The organism is Rhizobium sp. USDA 3886 (genome assembly GCF_056279785.1).
In genome coordinates this window covers 1,223,365-1,243,363 of sequence record NZ_JBWCDC010000001.1, presented here as the reverse complement: position 1 = coordinate 1,243,363, position 19,999 = coordinate 1,223,365, and the positions used below count along the sequence as shown (strand labels likewise).

19 protein-coding genes and 2 pseudogenes are annotated in these 19,999 nt (G+C 63.2%); 10 read left to right on the top strand and 11 right to left on the bottom strand.

Features of this window, described 5'->3' with window-relative positions; genetic code table 11:
- Positions 1 to 7 precede the first annotated feature (7 nt).
- From ACZ9BX_RS06450 to ACZ9BX_RS06440, 3 genes and pseudogenes are all read right to left on the bottom strand, one after another.
- Positions 8 to 1,067, bottom strand: a pseudogene (locus ACZ9BX_RS06450) (adenylate/guanylate cyclase domain-containing protein).
- Positions 1,068 to 1,163: 96 nt separating this feature from the next.
- Complete coding sequence (locus tag ACZ9BX_RS06445) at positions 1,164 to 1,610, bottom strand: SRPBCC family protein (protein WP_476216524.1); 447 nt, start codon at positions 1,608 to 1,610, stop codon at positions 1,164 to 1,166.
- Positions 1,611 to 1,863: 253 nt separating this feature from the next.
- Positions 1,864 to 2,427 carry a GNAT family N-acetyltransferase gene (locus ACZ9BX_RS06440; protein ID WP_476216522.1) on the bottom strand — a complete coding sequence of 188 codons (564 nt, stop codon included), beginning with the start codon at positions 2,425 to 2,427 and terminating at the stop codon, positions 1,864 to 1,866.
- Between the two features lie 203 nt (positions 2,428 to 2,630).
- On the opposite strand from ACZ9BX_RS06440, the gene ACZ9BX_RS06435 reads away from it, so the two are divergent.
- Positions 2,631 to 3,290, top strand: coding sequence for a dihydrofolate reductase family protein (locus ACZ9BX_RS06435; RefSeq protein WP_476216520.1), 660 nt, complete (start codon positions 2,631 to 2,633; stop codon positions 3,288 to 3,290).
- Between the two features lie 30 nt (positions 3,291 to 3,320).
- A complete protein-coding gene (locus ACZ9BX_RS06430; protein ID WP_476216518.1) occupies positions 3,321 to 3,647 on the top strand; it encodes a hypothetical protein in 327 nt (108 codons plus the stop codon).
- Between the two features lie 7 nt (positions 3,648 to 3,654).
- On the opposite strand, the gene ACZ9BX_RS06425 is transcribed toward ACZ9BX_RS06430, so the two are convergent.
- From ACZ9BX_RS06425 to ACZ9BX_RS06410, 4 genes are all read right to left on the bottom strand, one after another.
- A complete protein-coding gene (locus tag ACZ9BX_RS06425; protein ID WP_476216516.1) occupies positions 3,655 to 5,862 on the bottom strand; it encodes a xanthine dehydrogenase family protein molybdopterin-binding subunit in 2,208 nt (735 codons plus the stop codon).
- Positions 5,859 to 6,836, bottom strand: coding sequence for an FAD binding domain-containing protein (locus ACZ9BX_RS06420; RefSeq protein WP_476216515.1), 978 nt, complete (start codon positions 6,834 to 6,836; stop codon positions 5,859 to 5,861). The genes ACZ9BX_RS06425 and ACZ9BX_RS06420 overlap by 4 nt, the downstream gene beginning before the upstream one ends.
- Positions 6,837 to 6,839: 3 nt before the next feature.
- Positions 6,840 to 7,448, bottom strand: a complete 609-nt coding sequence (locus tag ACZ9BX_RS06415) for a (2Fe-2S)-binding protein (RefSeq protein ID WP_476216513.1) — start codon at positions 7,446 to 7,448, stop codon at positions 6,840 to 6,842.
- A 137-nt stretch (positions 7,449 to 7,585) separates the two neighbouring features.
- Positions 7,586 to 8,407: a helix-turn-helix domain-containing protein gene (locus ACZ9BX_RS06410; RefSeq protein ID WP_244914964.1), complete on the bottom strand. Its 822-nt coding sequence runs from the start codon at positions 8,405 to 8,407 to the stop codon at positions 7,586 to 7,588.
- A 385-nt stretch (positions 8,408 to 8,792) separates the two neighbouring features.
- Between ACZ9BX_RS06410 and ACZ9BX_RS06405 the strand changes: the two genes are divergently transcribed.
- The gene (locus ACZ9BX_RS06405) at positions 8,793 to 10,043 is read left to right on the top strand and encodes an MFS transporter (protein WP_476219906.1); all 1,251 of its coding nucleotides are present in this window, start codon (positions 8,793 to 8,795) and stop codon (positions 10,041 to 10,043) included.
- A gap of 144 nt (positions 10,044 to 10,187) precedes the next feature.
- Entirely contained in the window at positions 10,188 to 11,354 is a 1,167-nt protein-coding gene (locus tag ACZ9BX_RS06400) for a GGDEF domain-containing protein (RefSeq protein WP_476216510.1), read from the top strand.
- Between the two features lie 10 nt (positions 11,355 to 11,364).
- Here ACZ9BX_RS06400 and ACZ9BX_RS06395 read toward each other — a convergent pair whose 3' ends face one another.
- The gene (locus tag ACZ9BX_RS06395) at positions 11,365 to 11,511 is read right to left on the bottom strand and encodes a hypothetical protein (RefSeq protein WP_476216508.1); all 147 of its coding nucleotides are present in this window, start codon (positions 11,509 to 11,511) and stop codon (positions 11,365 to 11,367) included.
- A 319-nt stretch (positions 11,512 to 11,830) separates the two neighbouring features.
- Here ACZ9BX_RS06395 and ACZ9BX_RS06390 point away from each other — a divergent pair, with 319 nt between their 5' ends.
- The 4 genes from ACZ9BX_RS06390 (at position 11,831) to ACZ9BX_RS06375 (ending at position 15,546) form a co-directional block, all read left to right on the top strand.
- Entirely contained in the window at positions 11,831 to 12,214 is a 384-nt protein-coding gene (locus ACZ9BX_RS06390; RefSeq protein ID WP_027511915.1) for a YciI family protein, read from the top strand.
- Between the two features lie 142 nt (positions 12,215 to 12,356).
- Complete coding sequence (locus tag ACZ9BX_RS06385; protein ID WP_476216506.1) at positions 12,357 to 12,710, top strand: DMT family protein; 354 nt, start codon at positions 12,357 to 12,359, stop codon at positions 12,708 to 12,710.
- A 130-nt stretch (positions 12,711 to 12,840) separates the two neighbouring features.
- Positions 12,841 to 14,364, top strand: coding sequence for a DUF1800 domain-containing protein (locus tag ACZ9BX_RS06380; protein ID WP_476216504.1), 1,524 nt, complete (start codon positions 12,841 to 12,843; stop codon positions 14,362 to 14,364).
- Between the two features lie 9 nt (positions 14,365 to 14,373).
- On the top strand, positions 14,374 to 15,546 hold the full coding sequence (locus ACZ9BX_RS06375; RefSeq protein ID WP_476216502.1) for a DUF1501 domain-containing protein: 1,173 nt from the start codon (positions 14,374 to 14,376) through the stop codon (positions 15,544 to 15,546).
- A gap of 169 nt (positions 15,547 to 15,715) precedes the next feature.
- On the opposite strand, the gene ACZ9BX_RS06370 is transcribed toward ACZ9BX_RS06375, so the two are convergent.
- Positions 15,716 to 16,189 (bottom strand): VOC family protein, encoded by a 474-nt coding sequence (locus ACZ9BX_RS06370; protein WP_476216500.1) that lies wholly within the window; start codon positions 16,187 to 16,189, stop codon positions 15,716 to 15,718.
- 208 nt (positions 16,190 to 16,397) lie between these two features.
- On the opposite strand from ACZ9BX_RS06370, the pseudogene ACZ9BX_RS06365 reads away from it, so the two are divergent.
- Positions 16,398 to 16,505: pseudogene (locus tag ACZ9BX_RS06365) on the top strand (DUF1330 domain-containing protein); the annotation flags it as partial.
- 315 nt (positions 16,506 to 16,820) lie between these two features.
- On the opposite strand, the gene ACZ9BX_RS06360 reads toward ACZ9BX_RS06365, so the two are convergent.
- Together ACZ9BX_RS06360 and ACZ9BX_RS06355 are read right to left on the bottom strand one after the other, a co-directional pair.
- Complete coding sequence (locus ACZ9BX_RS06360; RefSeq protein ID WP_476216498.1) at positions 16,821 to 17,408, bottom strand: hypothetical protein; 588 nt, start codon at positions 17,406 to 17,408, stop codon at positions 16,821 to 16,823.
- Between the two features lie 4 nt (positions 17,409 to 17,412).
- Positions 17,413 to 17,799 (bottom strand): acyl-CoA thioesterase, encoded by a 387-nt coding sequence (locus tag ACZ9BX_RS06355; RefSeq protein WP_132566557.1) that lies wholly within the window; start codon positions 17,797 to 17,799, stop codon positions 17,413 to 17,415.
- 294 nt (positions 17,800 to 18,093) lie between these two features.
- Here ACZ9BX_RS06355 and ACZ9BX_RS06350 point away from each other — a divergent pair, with 294 nt between their 5' ends.
- Positions 18,094 to 19,908: a methyl-accepting chemotaxis protein gene (locus ACZ9BX_RS06350; RefSeq protein ID WP_476216495.1), complete on the top strand. Its 1,815-nt coding sequence runs from the start codon at positions 18,094 to 18,096 to the stop codon at positions 19,906 to 19,908.
- The last annotated feature ends 91 nt before the right edge of the window (positions 19,909 to 19,999 follow it).

The window sequence follows — 19,999 nt, the reverse complement described above, 5'->3', positions numbered from 1 at the left end:
AGTGGGCTCAATCCTCCGGCAGGGTGAAGACCGCGCAGGGCTCGGCGATGCCGCGCAACCGGTGCTCGCCCAGCGGGGTCAAGGCCGCCGCCGTCTCCCGCGCGAGCGCGCCGGAGATCAGCACGCTGCGGCCAAGGGGTTTGCATAGCCCTTCGAGCCGGCTGACTAGGTTGACGGCGGGGCCGATGGCGGTGAAGTCCAGCCGGTCGGCCGCGCCGATATTGCCCCACAGCATCTCTCCGAAATGCAGGGCCGCGCCGAAAGGCAGCGGCGGCAATCCCTGCGCCTGCCGCGCCGCGTCGAGATGGGCCATGCCGGCGCGGGCGGCGGCGGCGGCCCGCAGCGCCGCCTCGCAGGCGTTCGGCCGGCGCGCCGGCAGCCGGGAAAATCGCCAGCACGCCGTCGCCCATGAACTTCAGCACCTCGCCGCCGAAGGCGTGCACTGCGCCGGCGACGCGGTCGAACCAGGCATCGAGCGCGGCGATCATTACCACAGGCTCTGTCGCTTCGGAGAGGGCGGTGAAATCGCGCAAGTCAGCACAGAGCAGTGCAGCACGGATCGTCTCCCCGGTGCCGCGATGCAGCGCGCCGGCCTGCACGCGCGCGGCACTGCGCCGCCCGAGATAGGCTTCGAGTAGTGCTGCCAGCGCCGCCCTTGCGGCGAGCGCTGCCAAGGGTGCCGCGGCAAAACGCGCGGCCTGCCGCAGCCGGCCGGCCTCGGCTGGGTCGAACGGCCGTGTCCCGGCCCAGCCGAGCAGCGGACTGTCCGGCGCCGAGCCGGCGACGTGCTCCTTTACCGGGCCGAGCCCGGCCAGCCAGTCGCGTCCGGCCTGGTTGAGCGCCGCGCCGGGGAAAGCCAGCGCCTCGATCACCACGCCAGTCTCCGCCCGCCAGAGCCAGGTGCGGCGGGCGACGATCGGATGCGGCACCGCGAGCGTCAGAGCCGCGCCGGCCAGCGGCAGGCCGTCGGCCAGCAGCCGGCCGCCGAGCTCGGACAAGAATCGTTCAGGGCTAGGCGAGGCGCCGGCCTCGTCCACCAGCCAGGCGAGGGGCGGGGGCAGATCCATGCCGCGATCATGCCACCGCGATCGCCGCCTGTCATCCGCGCCGCTCCAGTTGTTGCATCACCGTGCGGGGACATACAATTTCGGGAGCGGACGCTGTCACGTTTTGCCGGCGAAGGAATCCGGACCCGGATCGCGCCCGGCTGCGACTTCGACCAATCGGTCGAGGTAATGAGCCCAGCCTTCCGCATGGCCATCGCATTGTTCGGTGCTCGGCAGGCCGGTATGGGTCAGGCGCAGCAGTGTTCCGTCCGGCTGCTCGACGAGGTCGATCTCGACCAGGCTCGACCCCGGCGGCACCACTTCGCTGCCGTCCCAGCCGAAGCTGTAGGCCAGGCGGTGCACCGGCACCACCTCGCGAAAGGAGCCGCGGGCAAAGCGGGCACCGGTGACGTTGACCAGATAGATTCCTCCAGGCTGCGGCTCGATCTCCGCCTCCGTTCCCATCCAGCGCAGAATCTTCTCCGGATCGGTCAGGAGGGCGAACACCGCGGAGGGCGGCGCCGGAATATGCGTCTCGCGGCGAACGACAAGGGACTCTTGCATCGGTCTCTCTCCCGTGTTTGTCATGGCACCTGGGGCGGAGGATGGCAAAGTGCTACCCCGCAGCATGTAGGCGGAAGCGCTCCCTCAACAAGAGCACCTCAAGCACCTAACATGGCACCAACTTTAGCCCTTGCCATCGAAATGATGGGAGTGACAAGTGTGACGTGATTCCGATGGACTCGCCGGCGCCGGAGATGATGGCTGCAGACGTTCTCCCCGGGGGGTATCGGGAGCCATTGCCGGTGACGAACGGTCAATCGGCGGTCTCCTTCAAATCGTGGCGCATGATCGGGCGCGCCCGAATCCGGCGGGCGACGACCTTGAAGCCGGCGCGCGCGAAGGTCGACGCATAGCCGCTGCCCGAAGCGCTCGGCGACACCCTGGCATCGAAGGGGTAGGCTTCAAGGGCCGGCGCCTTTGCCAGCCTGGCGGTCTTCAAGGCCGCCAGGATCAGCTCGAACGTCACGCCCTGCCGGCGATAGCCCTTGCGCACATAAAGGCAGGACAGCGCCCAGACTGGAGCATCGTCTACCCGCTTCACCCGCCACTGCCGGTCCAACGCAGGAACCGCGTCGCGTGGCGTGAGCTGGCACCAGCCGACCGCGACATCGCCATGGAAGGCAAGAAGGCCCGGTGGCGGGCCGCGCTTGACGATCTCGCGGAACGCCGCCTTGTTTTCCTCGCCCGGCCGCTTGCGATAGGCCGCACCGATCCGCCCATACATGCACCAGCAACGGCTGGCGGCGCCGGTCTTACCGAAGAGATCCTCAAGGAAAGGCCATAAGTCAGGCGTGAGCGGGCGAATCTCGAGTTCCATGCAACATACCCTTCGCTGGATTTGTCGCGTTCAACGCTGGCACCACACAGTGGCTTTCCACCGGTTGCGGTCGCTCTTTGTGGAAGGCATGTTGTTCCTGCCGGCATCTTTTCAAGTTTTTCCGGGGCCGTTGTCGGGACAGGCGGCGGCCACACGTCCTTGGCAGGTAAGGGCCACAAGGGCTCGCACAGAGGAGAGCAGACATGAGAAAGGTTATCACCGGTGCATTCGTCAGTCTTGATGGCGTCATGCAGGCGCCGGGCGGCCCGCACGAAGACCCTGTCGGTGGCTTCAAATATGGCGGCTGGGTCTGGCCTTATTTCGACGAGGCAATGGGGAAGGCCGTGGACGAGATGTTCGCCAAGCCGTTCGACCTTCTGCTCGGCCGCAAGACCTATGATATCTTCGCCGCATATTGGCCATATGTCGATGCCGACGACTCGATCGGCCCGCTGTTCGACCGCATCACCAAATATGTCGCGACCCGCAATCCGGACTTCAAGCTCAGCTGGCAGAACAGCCAGTTGCTCGGTACCGATGCGGTCGCCGCACTCAGGACGTTGAAAAGTGGGGAGGGCCCGGATTTGCTGACCCAGGGCTCGACCGACTTTCTGCAGACCCTGTTCAGAAACGACCTCGTCGATGAAATCAATGTTTTCTTATTTCCGGTCGTGCTCGGCAAGGGCAAGAAATTGTTCGGCGACGGCGCCTTTCCCGGCGCGCTGAAACTCGTGAGCTCACGGGTCTCCGGCTCCGGCGTGACGATCAACAAATACGCTCGCAACGGCGACGTCGTCACAGGCTCATTTGGACCCGACCAGCCAAGCGCGGCCGAATTGGAGCGGCGCAGGAACCTGAGCTGAGGCTCTGGGCGCCGTTTGGGGAGGTGAATCATGAAGGACGTTCCGGTCATCAAAATGCGGCGCAAAGGCAAAAGCCTGACGCAGAGCATGCTGATCCCAAGCGAGACGATGGTCGCCGACGAACTGCGGGCGGCCCAACCGGGCCATCTGTCGGACCCGGCGGCGCTGAGACGTGCACTCGCGGCAAAATACGGAGCCGATGCGTGCTGCCCGGTGACCGTGCAGCGACACCTGGTGCGCATCAGCGAGGACGCCAGCGCTCCCTTCTGGCGCGTCGTGGACCCTGACCGGCCGTTCGCACGGCGAATGACCGGTGGGCCGGACCATATTCGCGAAAAGCTGGCCGCTGAGCGCTGAGCGCTTTTCATGCCGTCAGGACATGCTCGATTTGGATCGGCAGGGTCCGTACGCGCTTGCCCGTTGCGTGGAACACCGCGTTCGCGATCGCTGGAGCGGTTCCCACCAGGGCAATCTCGCCCAAGCCTTTCACGCCGAGCGGGTTCACATGCGGATCGATCTCGTCGACGAAGAGTGCGTCCAGCTTCGGAATATCGAGATTCACAGGCATGAGGTAGTCGGCCATGTGGAAATTGACCGGCCGGCCGTCGCGCGGATCGAGGACGGTGCGCTCCATCAACGCCATGCCGATGCCCCCGATCATGCCGCCCGTGCATTGGCTTCTGGCAAGCAGCGGATTGACGACGCGTCCGATGCCATAAGCCCCGACGATGCGGCGCACCCGGATCGTTCCGACGTCGGGGTCGATGGCAACTTCCGCGAAAACCGCGCCGAAGGAATGCATCGAATATCGTTCCGCCACCTCCGGATCACGCTGCGCAGATCCGTTGGCTTCGACCGGAACACCGGTTATGCCGACGATATCCCGATAGGACAAACCCGATGACGGCTCCCCGCGGCGGTGAAGGAGCCCGCCGCTCCACTCAAGATCGTCCACCGACGCTCCGAAGGCCGGCGAGCCGGCATCCTCTACCGCACGGCCGGCGGCCTGCGCCTGCACCTCAAGACAGGCGGCCCGAATTGCCGATCCCACCGACGCCATCGTCCATGAGCCGCCATGCGAGGGTGTCTGCGGGTAATCCGACCTGCCGAGCCTGAAGCGGACCTGCTCGACCGGCAGTCCAAGGAATTCCGCCGCCACTTGGGTCATCGACGTATAGGTGCCCGGACCCATGTCGCTGGCGGCCGCCTCGACCTCGGCGACGCCATCCGTCAGCAGCCGAACTCTGGCGTTGGCAGGCGCGTGAAACGCCGGATAGGTGGCTGTGGCCGCTCCCATGCCGATCAGAAGACGCCCGTCGCGCATGGAGCGCGGTTCGGGCGCCCTTTGAGCCCAGCCGAAGCGGTCGGCACCGAGTTCGTAACATTGCATCAGCGAGCGGCTGGAAAACGGCTTGTTTTCAGCTTCATCGACCCGCGGCTCGTTGCGGCGTCTGAGCTCGATCGGATCGATCCCGAGCTTATAGGACAACTCGTCCATTGCACTTTCGAGGGCAAAGATGCCGCTTGCTTCGCCCGGACCGCGCATATGGTTGGGCGTGCCCGTGTCGAGCTGCACCAGCCGGTACTGGGTGCGCACGTTGGGGCAGGAATAGAGATAGTCGGTGACGGTGGTCAGGGCCTCCGTGAATTGCTCGTAGCGGCTCGTTTCTCCCGCGCCTTCGTGAATCACGCCGAGAAGCTTGCCGTCGGGCGTTGCTCCAAGCGCAATCCTCTGAAGCGTGCGCGGCCGGTGGCCGGTGGTGAAGAACATCTGCTTGCGGGTGAGCACGAGCTTGACGGGCCGTCCGACATGGCGCGCTGCAAGTGCCGCGAGCGTGACATGCGGCCAGGTCCTGAGGCTCGTTCCGAAGGCGCCGCCGATGAACGGGCAGACGACCTCGACATTCTCGCCGGGCAGGCCAAAGACCGCGGCAATCTCGGCTTGCTCATTCACCAAGTACTGGCTCTTGCTCCAGAGGGTCAGCCGCTCGCCGTTCCACGCTGCGATTGTCGCGTGCGGCTCCATGGGATTATGGTTTTCGCGGGCGATTTCATAGATTTCGTCGATCGTGACGGAAGCATCTGCTATGGCGGTTTCCGCATCGCCTCGTGATCTGTCGGTCGCCTCCGGAGCAATTCTTTCTGTGCTCGGATCGGCTGGATCGACGAGCGGTCGCCGGGCCTCATAGGAAATGCGCAGCGCGGCGGCAGCGCGCTCGGCATGATCGAGGGTGTCCGCAACGACGACGGCAACGGGCTGTCCGTAAAAACGCACGGTGTCGTCCTGCAGGACGTGGAGGCGTTCGCCCACTGCCGGATCAATGACGGCCTTGTGGGGCAGATATGGCAGGCGTTGCGCGTTGCGGTGCGCTATCACGGCGGCGACGCCGGGCATCCGCTCGACCTCCGCGCTTTCGATCCCGGTCACTCGGCCGAGACCGATGGTCGCGCTGACGATCACGGCGTAGAGCTGGTCCGGCTGGTTGAAATCGGCGGCGTAGCGTGCCGCGCCCGTGACTTTGGCGCGGCCGTCGACACGGGTCAGGGGCTTTCCGATGAGGTTGACGCTCATACGATTTCTCCCGCCATTTCGAGTGCCAGGACAATCGTCCGCGGCAAGAGTTCGAGCTTGAAGTGATTGTGATGCAGCGGCCGGGCGCCTTGCGTGGCCAGTTGCGCAGCGTCCTCGAATGCCTGGCGGCCCGGTCGTTTCCCCAGCAGCGCGGCCTCGCAATCGCGCAGGCGCCAGGGACGCGTGCCGACCCCGCCGACCGCGAGACGGATCTCGCGGATCACGTCATCCTCGACTAAGAGGTCAACAGCCGCTGAGACGAGCGCGAATTCATAGGAGGCGCGGTCGCGGACCTTCAGGTAGCGGGCGCGGCTGCTGCGGGGCCCGCCGGGCACGCGCAGCTCCATGATGAGCTCGCCCGGCAGCAATGTGTGTTCGAGATGCGGCGTATCGCCCGGCAGCGGGAAGAGTTCCTCGACCGGAAAGCTGCGTTCGCCTTGCGGACCCCGGACCCGCATCGTGGCGTCGAGCGCCACCAGCGCGACGGCGACATCGGAAGGATGCGTTGCCACGCAATGGTCGCTCGTGCCGAGGATGGCGTGACCGGCATTCAGCCCATCGATTGCCGCGCAGCCCGATCCCGGCATGCGCTTGTTGCAGCCGACATCGAGCATGCGGAAATAGGGACAGCGAACCCGCTGCAGAAGGTTGCCGCCCATCGAGGCCATGTTCCGCAGTTGCGGCGAGGCGCCCTCGATCAGGCTTTCCGCGATCAGCGGCTGCAGGCGCTGGACATTCGCATCGGCGGCGACGTCGGCCATGCGCGCTAGCGCGCCGATGACCAGATCCTCGCCCTCCACACGGATACCACCCAGGGGAAGCGCGTTTATGTCAACGAGCCGTTCGGGACGCTCAACCTCCTCGCGCATCAGGTCGACGAGCGTGGTGCCCCCGGCAATATAGCGCGCGCCCGCCGCGGCGGCCGCTATAGCGTCTTCGGTGCTGCGTGGCTTTTCCAGGATGAAAGGAAGCATGGATCAGGTCCTCCCGCCTACGTCGGCCACCGCCGCGACGATGCCCGGATAGGCGCCGCAGCGACAGATATTGCCGCTCATCCAGAACTGAATCTCTTCCGGCGAACCCGCGTGCCCTTCGGCGATGCACCCGAGGCCCGACATGATCTGGCCGGGCGTGCAGAACCCGCATTGCAGGCCCTCGTGCTCGACGAATGCTTGCTGCAGGGGGTGAAGCGCGCCATCCTTCTCGAGGCCTTCGATCGTTTCGATCTGGGCGCCGTCGTGCATGGATGCCAAGGTCAGACAGGAAACGATGCGTCTACCGTCGACGAGAATGGTGCATGCGCCGCAGGCACCTTGGTTGCAGCCCTTCTTCGTGCCGGTGAGATCGAGCGTCTCGCGCAGGACATCGAGGATGGACTGACGCGGATCGACCCTCAGCGTATGAGCGCGGCCGTTCACCGTTATCGTCAAGGCCGTCTCGCTCATGGCGGCTGCTGGGGAGCTTGCTGCCGCCACGGGCTGAAGCGGCAACGCGGCCAGCGCGACGGCGCCGGCCGTGACCTGAAGCGCTTCCCGGCGCGACAGGACGGGGAATGGCGGATGCAATTCCGACGGATTCTCTGTCATGAAGGAACATCCTCTTCAACGCAGTTGAGCGCGCGAACGATAGGACCGATGCCGCGAAGTTGCTGTCGCGATCTTTCGGAATTGTTCGAATATTGCGGCGATCGAAGCGACAATCGTGCCGAAACGGCCGCTGACCGTTAGAGCCGGCGGCGGAACTCGCTCGGCGTGATGCCCGCCACTTTGCGAAAGTTCGCGGAGAAGGAGGACGGCGTCTCGTATCCGACGACGAGAGCGATGTCCGTGATGCGCAGCGTTTGCTCTTTCAGGAGTGTCTTGGCATAGGCAATCCGCTGGCGGGTCAGCCATTCATGCGGCGTATATCCGGTCGCCATGCGGAAGGCCGTGCAGAAATGGAAGCGGCTCAAATTGGCGAGATCCGCCAGCTCCTGAAGCCTGACATCCGCCGCGAGATTTTCACGCATGTAGCTCGTGACGCGCTTGAGCTGCCAGCCCGACAGACCGCGCCGCGGCGGAGGCGAGATCGGCGCCGGAACCGCTGAATGTGATCTGATCAGCTGGAGGCACACAAGATCGAGGAGCTGCTCGATGAACAGCTGAGACATCGCGTCTTGCGAACTGATCTCGTCGTTGATCAGGTTCATGATCGCGAACAGTTTGGGATCGTTGAAATTCACGCGGTCGAGCAGCTCGGGCTCGCGGCCGGTACCCACCTGATCGGCGCATGCCAGGAGGCGGCTATGGCCCAGAAAGATGTTGGAGACCTCGACGGCGCCATCCGCCCGCCACAAGCCATCATGCCCTCTGGGCGCGAATGTTATCGTCCCCGCCATTGCGGGAGCGGAAATCGTCTGCTGGCCCATCTTGACCGAAGCCATGCCTTCCCCGGCATATTTCGCAGAGAGAACATGATCCTTCAAGGGCGGAAGATTGTATTCGAACGGCGCGTTCCACCATCGGCCGACGAGCCGGGTATCGCCGGAAAATACCTCTGGAATCACAGGTGGCGCTCGGCCTCGCTGCAAACGGCGAATATGAACGGTCGTATTTGCCAGCGCACTCCCACCCATGGCGATATCTCTTGTCGATCCGCAGGAGCTCCATCTCATGGAATGCGTAGCATTTCCCGCGCCGATTGAGAATGTTGGCCGCGTACCCAATTTGGCTTAATTTGCGCTCCCATATGCCTTCGAAGCAGGGGCATCCCGGCTGCACTTGGCTGGAGCCGACCCTTTGGACGGTCAAACTGTCGCAGACGTGGAACAAGGGCAGCGGTGCTGCCGTTCTCCGCCGCTGCCATCCGGCAGCCCCGGTTCCGGGCCCCCTCTCTTCGACGGCATCCGGACATTGCCCGCCTCGCCGCCGCTTTCGGACGGAGGAAGCATGATGTCCGCATTGGAAAGCCTGCGCGCGCTCACGCCGCAGCAGCGCAATACCGTTATAGCCAGCTATCTCGGCTGGACGCTCGACGCCTTCGATTTCTTCATTCTCGTTTTTGTTCTTAAACACATCGCCGAGGAATTCCACACCGACGTCCCGGCCGTTTCGGTAGCGATCTTCCTGACGCTTGCGATGCGGGCGGTGGGCGCGCTCGTCTTCGGGTTGGCGGCCGACAGGTTCGGGCGGCGCGTGACGCTGATGGCGGACGTGCTGCTCTATTCGCTGTTCGAATTCCTGACCGGCTTCTCGACGGGGCTAACCATGTTCCTGGTGCTCCGCGCGCTCTACGGCATCGCCATGGGCGGCGAATGGGGCGTCGGCGCCTCGCTGGTCATGGAGACCGTGCCGGAGAATTCCCGTGGTATCGTCTCCGGCATCCTGCAGGCGGGTTATCCCTCCGGCTATTTCATCGCCTCGATCGTCTTCTTCCTGCTCTTCCCGGTGATCGGCTGGCGCGCCATGTTCTTCATCGGCGCGGCTCCGGCGCTGCTGGTGCTCTATATCCGCCGCAATGTCGAGGAAAGTCCGGTCTTCCTGAAGCGGCAGGCGGAGGGACGGCGGCCGTTCCTCACCGTGCTCAGGGAGAACATTCCGCTGTTCGTCTGGTCGGTGCTCTTGATGACGGCGTTCAACGTCCTCAGCCATGGGACGCAGGACATCTACCCGACCTTCCTGGAAACGCAACGAAACTACGACAGCTATACGACCGGCGCGATCGCCATCGTCTACAATATCGGCGCGATCTGCGGCGGGCTGTTCTTCGGGGCGCTGTCGCAGCGGATCGGACGGAAGCGGGCGATCGTCATCGCCGCGCTGCTCGCCGTGCCCGTCGCGCCGCTCTGGGTCCATGCGCCGGGACCGGTGCTGCTCGCGATCGGCGCCTTCCTGATGCAGTTCTTCGTTCAGGGTGCCTGGGGCATTGTGCCGGTGCACCTTAACGAGCTGTCGCCCGACGAGGTGCGCGGCACCTTCCCGGGCTTCGCCTATCAGCTCGGCAACCTGCTCGCTTCCGGCAACGCGACGATGCAGGCGGGGCTTGCCGCACACTGGAACGGCGACTATGCGACGGCGCTGCTGATCACCGCTACCGTGGTAACGGTGGCCGTCGCGGTCCTCTCCGGGTTCGGCTACGAGAAGAAGGACGTGCGTTTCGGTACGGAGGAGGCCGAAGCACCGCCGGGCGCTTTACGAAGCTGAGGGCAAGAGGCGCTGGCCACCACCGTGCTTGGCCTTCTGTTTCATTCCTATTCGGCCGCGCGATCTTGCCTAGGCTTTTCTTAACTGCCGAAGCTAATGTTTCCCGTGCGGAGGTTATGTACTGCGTCCCGCCGCGAGGGTTTGATGGCTTCCACCGACAATTTCGCTTTTCTGCTGCCGGTCATGATGCTGACCTTCGGCTGCACGTTCCTGATCGTTGCCCGGTTCGGATCACGCGAAGCGAGGCATTGGGGTGCGGGCTATATCTTTGCCGCTGCTGCGTTTTCCATGCCGCTGACGCCTGTTGCGGTTTCGGCCCAGATGGCTTCGCTGATTGCCGATGCGCTGTTCCTCGCCGCATTTTATTTCTACTGCGGCGTGCTTCTTTGCCGCTTCAGCCGGCCTTCCTTCGCAGCATTGCGGATCGCCTTCGCCTCGATCATCTATGCTGCGACCCTTTACGCAGTTCTTGTTGCGCAGAGCGTTCCGGCGGAACTGCTGCTAAACGATTTTGCCTGTGCGTCGCTGCTGAGTTTTACCCTGTTCAAAACGGCGCGCCATGTGAAGCACACCGCCGACGCACTGCTGCTTGCGGTTTCGGGTCTCGTGGTGATGGAGATCATCGCCCGCAACGCGATCCTGATTTTCGCCGTGCCGTCATACGGCGGCGCGGATGGTTTCCTGGTGTCGGATTACGCGTTCTTCATGCAGGCCGGCGCATCCGTTTTGGCGCTGTTCTTCGCGCTTTCTGCACTGGGGGCGGTGACCGTCGATACGATTGCCGCTTACCGCGACGTCGCGGATCGGGATCCGCTGACCGGCCTCTTGAACCGCCGTGGCTTCGAGCGAGTGGTGACAGGATTGAAGGGCGCCTCGGGGGCCGTCGTCGTCTGCGATATCGACCATTTCAAGCGTATCAACGACGCATTAGGGCATGCGGCAGGCGATACCGTGATCATCGGGCTGGCGCAGCTGTTGCTGGAGCGCGTGCCAAAAGACGCCTTCGCCGCACGTTTCGGTGGCGAGGAGTTCGTCGCTTTCCTTCCCGGTGCCGGCCTTGCCGAGGCAGGCACGTTTGCCAACGCGCTCAGGCAGGCCTTTTCCTCAGCCAACGGAACGGCGGAGACCGGCAAGGTTACCGCGAGCTTCGGTGTCGCCGCAGCGGCGGTCGGCAATCAATCGCTGCACGGGGTGATCGGCCGGGCGGATGCCGCGCTTTACGCGGCGAAGGCGGCAGGGCGCAACAGAGTGATGCTGGAAGGCGAGCCGCACGAGGAAGCGCCCGCACTCCACGTGGCCACGGGCAGCTGACGACCCCGCATCACACGATAACCGGTATCAGATAGGGGACGAATTCGGCGGTCTTCCTGCCGTTCGCATCCGGGCCGACCCTCTCGAATGTTGCCCGCTTGACTGTGTGCGACTGGTTGCCGCCAACAGCGTCAGGCGGGCCGGTCCAGCCGATCACGAAACCGACGCCGCCGGGACCCCTGCGCTAAGCCGGGACGTCGAACGAAGCCGCCCCCTCAGGCAGACATAGGAATCCATATCTCAAGGTGATTTGAATAAATAGCTCGCAACCTGATGGTGTATAATTGGACCGACTTGCGATCGGCCAGAGTCTTGCGGTATCTGAGGATGGGGCGAACTTGCTCGCCAGGTATCAAACCTGTGCAATCAACCGCGTTTAGTAGGTTTTGACTTCGGTCGAATTCGCTGGACTCCGGGGTTGTGCGCGATGAAGTTCGAGTGGCGGAAACTGAAGGGCGCACGAGGAGGAACGATCCATGCTTTACGCTATCCTGGCCTATCACGAAGAGGGAGTAGTCGAATCCTGGACCAAGGAGGAGGATGCGGCGCTGATGACCGAACTACTCCAGGTCAATGATCGCCTTGTCCAGGAGAAACATTTGGGACCGGCCGCGCGGCTTGGCCCAACAGGGCGCGCCGTGACCTTGCGGGGGGCTGGTGCCGGCATGATCACCGACGGCCCCTTTGCCGAAACCAAGGAGCAACTGCTCGGCTTCTATGTCGTGGACTATCCAACGCTTGAGACGGCCGTCGCAGCAGCGCGCGACCTGCGCCGCGCCAATCCGTCCGCAGTCTATGAAATCCGGCCGATTTCGCTTTATCTCCCTGGTGCGCCGCTGACATCCCGGGATGAGGGCTAGGCCACGCGCTGCCACTGGTGGCATTCGCACTATAATGCCGAAGTTTTCGGTGGGGAATAGCTGCGGCATGTCCCCGTAAGCCCTTGAGCTCGGCGGGTTTACCGATACATGCTGGCACCAGTTTTCTCCATCGGATTCGCCAATGTATTTTTCCCTCAGCCCCGCCGCCATCTGGCCGGTCGTCATGCTTTTCGCCTCCAATATCTTCATGACCTTCGCCTGGTACGGGCATCTGAAGCACAAGGGCAGTGCGATCGCCCTTGCCATCGTCGCGAGCTGGGGCATTGCCTTCTTCGAATACTGTCTGGCGGTGCCGGCGAACCGTATCGGCTCGGCGGTCTATACGACGGCCCAGTTGAAGACGATGCAGGAGGTGATCACGCTGATGGTCTTCTCTGGCTTTTCGATCTTCTGGCTCGGCGAGAACCTGACCTGGAACCACGCGATCGGTTTTGCCCTGATCGCGGTCGGCGCCTCGTTCATCTTCCGCGCATGAACGCAACCTTTCCAACAGATTACAAAATCTTTCCAACGGATTACAAATAGTCCATCTCGGGAAATTGCCGAATTGCCGACGCATTTGGCTGGGAGGCTGTCACCATTCAGTGATCAGGAGGTGATCGGCCATGAGCCTCTCTTTCCAGACGGTGGCGGCGATCCGGTTCGGCTATGGATTCCGGCCTGGCGAGGCGCCGCCGCAGAGCAAGGACCAGCTACTTGGTCAGGTGAAGGACGCTGCGCGGAGCACGCCGTCCTTTCCTGGCGGCGGCATTGATGGACGCCATCGGCAGATTGCAGATCTGCAGGACCGACTCCGGGAACTCCGCCAGAGCAGCGGCGGCGATGAAACGCGCCGGGAGAGGCGCAAGGCGATCCAGAATCAGGTGCAGCAAGGGTTCCAGCGCGACGCCAATGCGCGGCTGATGCAGGCGGTGCTTTCGCCGAACGGATTCCACGAGCGGCTTGCCACCTTCTGGACCAATCATTTCTCGACGAGCGCGAACAAAAGCCTGCCGATGCGGATGATCGTGCCGCTTTACGAGGCGGAGGCGATCCGGCCGAATATCGGCGGGTCGTTCGCCGACCTGCTGCGCGCCGCGACGGAGCATCCGGCGATGCTCATCTATCTCGATCAGGCGCAATCGCAGGGGCCGGAATCAGCCCGCGGCATGAAGCAGAAGAAGGGGCTGAACGAGAATCTCGGCCGCGAACTTCTGGAACTGCATACGCTGGGCGCCGGTAGCGGCTACACGCAAGCCGACGTGCGCGCCGCGGCGATGGTGCTGACCGGGCTGACGATCGATCGCGAGGAGATGGACGCGGTTTTCCGTCCCGGCATTTCCGAGCCCGGCAGGCATACGGTTCTCGGCGTCAGCTATGGCGGCGCGCGGCGAGCCCGGAAGGACTATCTGGCGCTGCTCAACGATCTCGCTGTCCATCCGAAGACGGCTGAGCACATCAGCCGTAAGCTGGCCGTCCATTTCGTTTCCGACCAGCCGCCGGAGGAGATGGTGACGGTGATGGCGGATATCTGGAAAAAGACAGACGGCGACCTGATGGCCGTTTATGGCGCGATGCTCGACCACCCGGCAGCATGGCGCGACGAGGGCGCCAAGGCACGCCAGCCGTTCGACTACATCGTGACGGGCTTGAGGGCACTGAACGCCGGCGGCGGCAACGGCGCCGCGGCCGATTTCATGAAAGCCAACCAGGATGACGACGATGATGGGATGGCGCCGCCGAAGAACATGGCGGGTGAGGACAATGCCATGGGCGGCGATGCGGGTGCGATGGCGCCCGATCCTGCCAACGAAGCCCAGTCCAAGCGGCGCAAGGCTTTCCAGACGGCGCGGGCGCTAGGCCAGGGTGCTCTTCGCCGCATGGGTCAGCCGACCTGGCTGCCGCCAAGCCCGGCAGGTTTCGAGGAGAATTTCTCCGCCTGGATCACGGCGAGCCAGCTTGCCGAGCGGCTTGCCTGGGCGCGGCGCGCTTCCGCCCAGTTCGGCAAGGACGAGGATCCGCGCGAATTTTTGAAATCGACGCTCGGCGATGCGGCGCGCGACGAGACGATCCGCGTGGTTTCGCAGGCGCCCAACAAGATCAGCGGCCTGACGCTGGTTCTCGCTTCCCCCGAATTCAACCGCCGATAGGAGCTGGTCATGACTAAGATTACGCTTTCCCGCCGCGGCTTTCTTGCCTCCGCTTGTTGCCTTGCTGCTGCACCGATCTTCACACCCGTCACCTTCGCCGCCATGCCCGGTGACAACCGCTTCGTGACCATCGTGCTGCGCGGTGCGATGGACGGCCTCGACCTCGTACAGCCCTATGGCGACGCGGGCTTTGCGACGCTCAGGCCGACGCTGGCGCTGACGCCGGACAAGGGCCTTCTCGACCTCGACGGGCATTTCGGGCTCAATCCAACCGCCGCCGACCTGATGCCGCTCTGGAAGAGCAGGGAGCTTGCCTTCGTGCATGCGGTCTCGACGCCCTACCGCGACCAGCGCAGCCATTTCGACGGGCAGGACATTTTAGAATCGGGCGGCGAGCATGTGGCCGACGAGAAGACAGGCTGGCTGAACCGGGCGCTTTCGGTGATCCCGCGCTCGGATGCCCGCAAGGCGATCGACGTGAATACCTCGACGGAGCTGATCCTTTCCGGCCCGAACAATGTCGACGTCTGGGCCTCAGATTCCAATCTCGGGACAGCGAAGGACGAGATGCAGTTCCTGATGCGGCTTTATGCCGGCGATCCGGCTTTCGCCAAGGCGATGGAAGAGGCGACGCGCGCCAACAATGCGGCGATGATCGCCGAGCCGGACGGCAAGCGCGGCGAGAAGATCGCCGACGTTGCGACGCTCGCTGGCAACATGCTGAAGGGCGACTACCGGATCGCGAGCTTCTCGATCACCGGCTGGGATACGCATGTGGGCCAAGCCGGGCAGTTCAAGCGGCCGGTGCAGGATCTGGCGCAGGCGATCAATGTGCTGAAGGCGACGCTTGGTCCGGAGGTCTGGTCGAAGACCGTCGTGCTGGCTATGACGGAATTCGGCCGCACCGTGCGCCAGAACGGCTCCGGCGGCACCGACCACGGCACGGGCGGCTGCGCGGTGTTGGCGGGCGGGGCGATCAATGGCGGACGCATTCTCGGCAAATGGCCGGGGCTCGGCGACAGTCAACTGCTCGACGACCGCGACCTAATGCCGACGGCCGACGTGCGCGAGATCGCCGCGGCGATGCTCTACCGCCAGTTCGACGTAACGGCCACGGACCTGGCGGGGAAGATTTTCCCGGGGCTGAGCTTCGACAAAGGTTCACAGTTTTTGAAGGTGTGATGAAGGTCGGGCGAAGGCGAAGCCGCGCCTCGAACATCATGCCGCCCATCCACGCTCGCCGTCTTCATAGTCCTCCAGGCAACCGTTTGAAGGCTCTCGAAGGATCTTCAAAGGCGCCAGCGCCGAGGGCGGACATTCTGGCAAAAAATCCGCCCGACGCGATGGTACCTCAGCCGCGCCGCGCCGCTTCGATCACGCCGACGTCGATCTTCCTCATGGTCATCATCGCATCGAAGGCACGCTTTGCCTGATCGCCGCCTGCGGCGAGCGCTTCGGTCAGCACGCGCGGTGTGATCTGCCAGGAGACACCCCACTTGTCCTTGCACCAGCCACAGTCACTTTCCTGACCGCCATTGCCGACAATGGCGTCCCAGTAGCGGTCGGTCTCTTCCTGATCGTCAGTTGCGATCTGAAATGAGAAGGCTTCGTTGTGTTTGAACGCGGGACCGCCGTTCAGGCCGATGCAAGGAATACCCGCAACAGTGAATTCAACAACCAACACGTCTCCCTGCTGACCAGATGGATAGTGTCCAGGTGCACGAATGACGGCACCCACTGTGCTGTCGGGAAAAGTCTCGGCGTAGAAGCGGGCAGCAGCCTCGGCGTCTTTGTCGTACCATAGGCAGATCGTGTTCTTTGCCATTGCGTGGTCCTTTCGCTCTTCGTTTCCATTTCCCCTGACATAAGAGGCACACCGTCGTTCGCCAGTCCGGATAAGCCGTTTCACGCCCCTAAATGATCGAAATGTTGGCTTTGGGAGAAAGGGGCCATTTCATCAGCGGCGGTGGCGAGGGAGGATAGCCGCCTAAGGTCAGCGTACACAGGGGGTATTCGATGGAGGTGGGCGCTACCGGGCTCGCGGTGGGGGCCAGGAGGTCCTCGAGGGAAGTTGGACGCCAACGAGGCTCTTCCTTCTGGAGTTTCCTGACATGGCGAGATTGCAAGCACGGAACAACTAAAGCGAGTGCGCCATCGCCAAACCGTTCCGCCTTGCCAACGCACGTAGCTGATTAGTCACCTTGGTGAACACCCGCGCACTCGCGAGACTTGCTTTCCTTCTGCGCTGTTGACCTGCCGCAGTCGAAGCGGTGCAGCGAGAGTGTGCCCGCTACGGGCCGAAAAGCTGTCACTGGTGGCACGTGCTACCGAACTCTGCGGCCGCACGTGGCCGGATACCTGTGACAGGCACAGGAATGGGGATGGACGGAACCAGTCGCTGCCACAAAAGTGAAGTCTTCTCATCTACGGGTGAGACGAAGCGCCATAAGCACACCTCACCCAAGCACGTCATAAAGCCGGAAGATCCAACTGATCTGATAGATTAGGCCGAGGCTGACGAAGGCGATGTGGAAGCGGCGGTTCCGCGTCCAGGCGGCGATCAGGCAGAGGACGATGAAGGCGAGGTTGCGGACAAGATATTCCCAGCCGAGCGCCTGGACATAGGCCTCACCCTTCAGCCAGGTATCGCCGAGGTCCACGGCATAGGCGAGCGCCAGCATGCCGAAGAACCATGCGCGGCGGGAGATGAAATAGTCCTCGTAGTCACCGTATTCCTCGATCGAGGTCGGGAAGAGCAGGACGCAGAGGAAATAGAACAGGCAGCAGAAGCTGATGAGGAAGAGGTAGACGCCGAAGGTGACGGCGACCAGCGAGCCGAGGCGATATTCCCACCACCAGAAATGGATGATGAAGAGGAGCATCGACGCGACCCAGCCGAGGTGGACGTGGTAGACGCGGTGTTTCTTGGGCGACTGGACGATGCCGGCGAGGCCCGTGAGCAGGCGGGTGAGGCTGAGGCCGATGATCATCGCCATCACGGCGCGGATATAGACGAAGACCTCCGGTGTCGCCGCCGCCTGCATGGTGTCACTCGTCGGGGACCGGCTTCGGCGCGCCGTTTTCGTCGAGCGCCACCATGATGAATGTGCCCGCCGTGACCTTTTCCATCTTGTTGTAGCGCGAGCGGTGCGCCCAGGCCTCGACGCAGAGCGTGATCGAGGTGCGGCCGACGCGGTCGATGTCGGTAAAGACCGAGAGCGTATCACCGATCTTCACCGGCAGCTGGAAGGCCATTTCCTTGACGGCGGCGGTGACCACGCGGCCCCTGGCGCGTTCGGCGGCGCGGATGCCACTTGCCAAGTCCATCTGCGCCATGACCCATCCGCCGAAGATATCGCCTGCGGGATTGGCGTCGCCCGGCATGGCAAGCGTGCGGAGCGTCAATTCGCCTTTCGGCTTCGGGGTGTCGGTCATGGTGCCACTTCGCGATGTTTGCGGTTTCGATTCCGCTGCACGGTAATGCAAAGCGTAGGCGAAATGAACATGCAAACGGCCAGCGGTTTTTGCGCCAGGCGCCGCAGGAGCTGAAATAAATCTCTTGAATATAAAATTCTAAGATAATTCAATTTGTTGTAACGGGAGCCGGACCACCGGCAACCACCCTTCCGCCGCGTTATGTCATCTCGCTCTAATATTAGTTCACCGTCCAGTAATGGATGCCCCTCATCATTCGAAGATCGATTCTGTATGAGAATGCCGGGGGAATTCATGCGCAATATCAAGATATCAACGCGTCTCTACTCGCTCGTCGGCCTGACGCTGGCGATTTTTGTAGCGACGATGGTTTTCTTTCTGAACTATTCCTATTCCGAACTGGAAATGGAAAGAAAATCCGGTCTTGCGCAGATGGATGCGACGGCGGTCAACATCCTGCAGAAATACTACAAGATGGAGCAGGCCGGCACGCTGACGCGCGATGCGGCGCAGGCGGCGGCGAAGGACGTGATCGCCGCCATGCGCTACGGCGGCAGCGGCTACTTCTGGATCAACGACATGCGCCCGGTCATGGTGATGCACCCGATAAAGCCGGAGCTCAACGGTACCGACCTTTCGCAGAACAAGGACCCGAACGGCAAATTCCTCTTCATGGAATTCGTGAATGTCGTGAAGGCCCACGGCGACGGTTTTGTCGATTATTACTGGCCGAAGCCCGGTGCTGAGCAGCCGGTTCTGAAATATTCGCACGTCGCAGGCTTCGAGCCCTGGGGCTGGATCGTCGGCACCGGCGTCTATTCCGACGACCTTGCCGCGCTCTACTGGCAGAACGCAATCTGGGCGGCGATCCTTTGCGCCATCGGAGCCGCGATCATCGTTTCTGTTGCCTATGCGATCGTCAAGAGCGTTACCGCACCTGTCGCGCGGATCGGCGCGGCGATGACTGAGATCGCAGCCGAGAATGTATCGGTCGAAATTTCCGACAGCGACCGGCGCGACGAGATCGGCCACATGGCGAAGGCCCTGCTGGTGCTCCGCGACTCGATGCTCGACCGGAGCAAGATGCGCACCCGCGAAGACGAGCGCCAGCACGAGATCGACAGCGAACGCCGCGGCAACGAGGAGAGCCTGCGCGCCGCAGCCGAGCGTCAGAATCATGCGATGCAGACGCTGGGGGCAGGGCTGGAGAAGCTTGCAGCCGGCGACCTCACGGTTTCGATCGGTGATCTCGGCGAGGATTATTCGAAGCTGCGCTCCGACTTCAATGCCGCCGTGGGCGCGCTCAACGACGTGATCGAAGCGATCGCCGAATCGAGCAATGTCGTGCACGACAACGCCTCGGGTATCAGCGAAGCCACCAACAACCTTTCGAAGCGCACCGAGCAGCAGGCCGCCGCGCTCGAAGAGACGGCTGCTGCGCTCGATGAGATCACCGCAACGGTGAGGACCGCATCCGAGCGGGCGACGGAGGCCCGCGAGATGGTCGCCGAGACCAAGGCGAGCGCCGGAAAGTCCGGCGAGATCGTGCGGAACGCCGTCACCGCGATGAGCCGGATCGAGGACTCATCCAGCCGGATCAGCCAGATTATCGGCGTGATCGACGAGATCGCCTTCCAGACGAACCTCTTGGCACTGAATGCGGGCGTCGAAGCCGCACGCGCAGGCGATGCCGGCCGGGGCTTCGCGGTCGTAGCCCAGGAGGTCCGCGAACTTGCCCAGCGCTCGGCCAATGCCGCGAAGGAGATCAAGACGCTGATCAGCAACTCGGCGGCGGAAGTCGAATCCGGCGTGGCGCTGGTGCGCTCGACGGGCGATGCTCTGGTCGAGATCGAGACGCTGGTGAATAAAGTCAACGACCACGTCAATTCGATCGCGACGGCGGCGCGCGAGCAGGCAACGGGTCTCCACGAGATCAATACCTCGGTCAACCATATGGACCAGATGACCCAACAGAACGCCGCCATGGTGGAGGAGACGACGGCGGCGAGCCAGACGCTTGCCGAAGAGAGCAGCCAGCTTCGCACGCTGCTTTCTAAATTCCGCCTCGGCTCGCGCGCACCGCAGCACTACGCACGGCGTGCAGCTTGATCAGCGATGGAGCCGGATCATTCCGGCTCCTCTTCAGGCGTAAGCTTTCATTCACCGTTTTTAGCTAAATTCGATTCAAATTCTTCAATGC

Bases quoted from the DNA above. Each gene is read 5' to 3' on its own strand.
- ACZ9BX_RS06445 (WP_476216524.1), bottom strand. From the start codon at position 1,610: ATGCAAGAGTCCCTTGTCGTTCGCCGCGAGACGCATATTCCGGCGCCG.
- ACZ9BX_RS06440 (WP_476216522.1), bottom strand. From the start codon at position 2,427: ATGGAACTCGAGATTCGCCCGCTCACGCCTGACTTATGGCCTTTCCTT.
- ACZ9BX_RS06435 (WP_476216520.1), top strand. From the start codon at position 2,631: ATGAGAAAGGTTATCACCGGTGCATTCGTCAGTCTTGATGGCGTCATG.
- ACZ9BX_RS06430 (WP_476216518.1), top strand. From the start codon at position 3,321: ATGAAGGACGTTCCGGTCATCAAAATGCGGCGCAAAGGCAAAAGCCTG.
- ACZ9BX_RS06425 (WP_476216516.1), bottom strand. From the start codon at position 5,862: ATGAGCGTCAACCTCATCGGAAAGCCCCTGACCCGTGTCGACGGCCGC.
- ACZ9BX_RS06420 (WP_476216515.1), bottom strand. From the start codon at position 6,836: ATGCTTCCTTTCATCCTGGAAAAGCCACGCAGCACCGAAGACGCTATA.
- ACZ9BX_RS06415 (WP_476216513.1), bottom strand. From the start codon at position 7,448: ATGACAGAGAATCCGTCGGAATTGCATCCGCCATTCCCCGTCCTGTCG.
- ACZ9BX_RS06405 (WP_476219906.1), top strand. From the start codon at position 8,793: ATGTCCGCATTGGAAAGCCTGCGCGCGCTCACGCCGCAGCAGCGCAAT.
- ACZ9BX_RS06400 (WP_476216510.1), top strand. From the start codon at position 10,188: ATGGCTTCCACCGACAATTTCGCTTTTCTGCTGCCGGTCATGATGCTG.
- ACZ9BX_RS06390 (WP_027511915.1), top strand. From the start codon at position 11,831: ATGCTTTACGCTATCCTGGCCTATCACGAAGAGGGAGTAGTCGAATCC.
- ACZ9BX_RS06385 (WP_476216506.1), top strand. From the start codon at position 12,357: ATGTATTTTTCCCTCAGCCCCGCCGCCATCTGGCCGGTCGTCATGCTT.
- ACZ9BX_RS06380 (WP_476216504.1), top strand. From the start codon at position 12,841: ATGAGCCTCTCTTTCCAGACGGTGGCGGCGATCCGGTTCGGCTATGGA.
- ACZ9BX_RS06375 (WP_476216502.1), top strand. From the start codon at position 14,374: ATGACTAAGATTACGCTTTCCCGCCGCGGCTTTCTTGCCTCCGCTTGT.
- ACZ9BX_RS06370 (WP_476216500.1), bottom strand. From the start codon at position 16,189: ATGGCAAAGAACACGATCTGCCTATGGTACGACAAAGACGCCGAGGCT.
- ACZ9BX_RS06360 (WP_476216498.1), bottom strand. From the start codon at position 17,408: ATGCAGGCGGCGGCGACACCGGAGGTCTTCGTCTATATCCGCGCCGTG.
- ACZ9BX_RS06355 (WP_132566557.1), bottom strand. From the start codon at position 17,799: ATGACCGACACCCCGAAGCCGAAAGGCGAATTGACGCTCCGCACGCTT.
- ACZ9BX_RS06350 (WP_476216495.1), top strand. From the start codon at position 18,094: ATGCGCAATATCAAGATATCAACGCGTCTCTACTCGCTCGTCGGCCTG.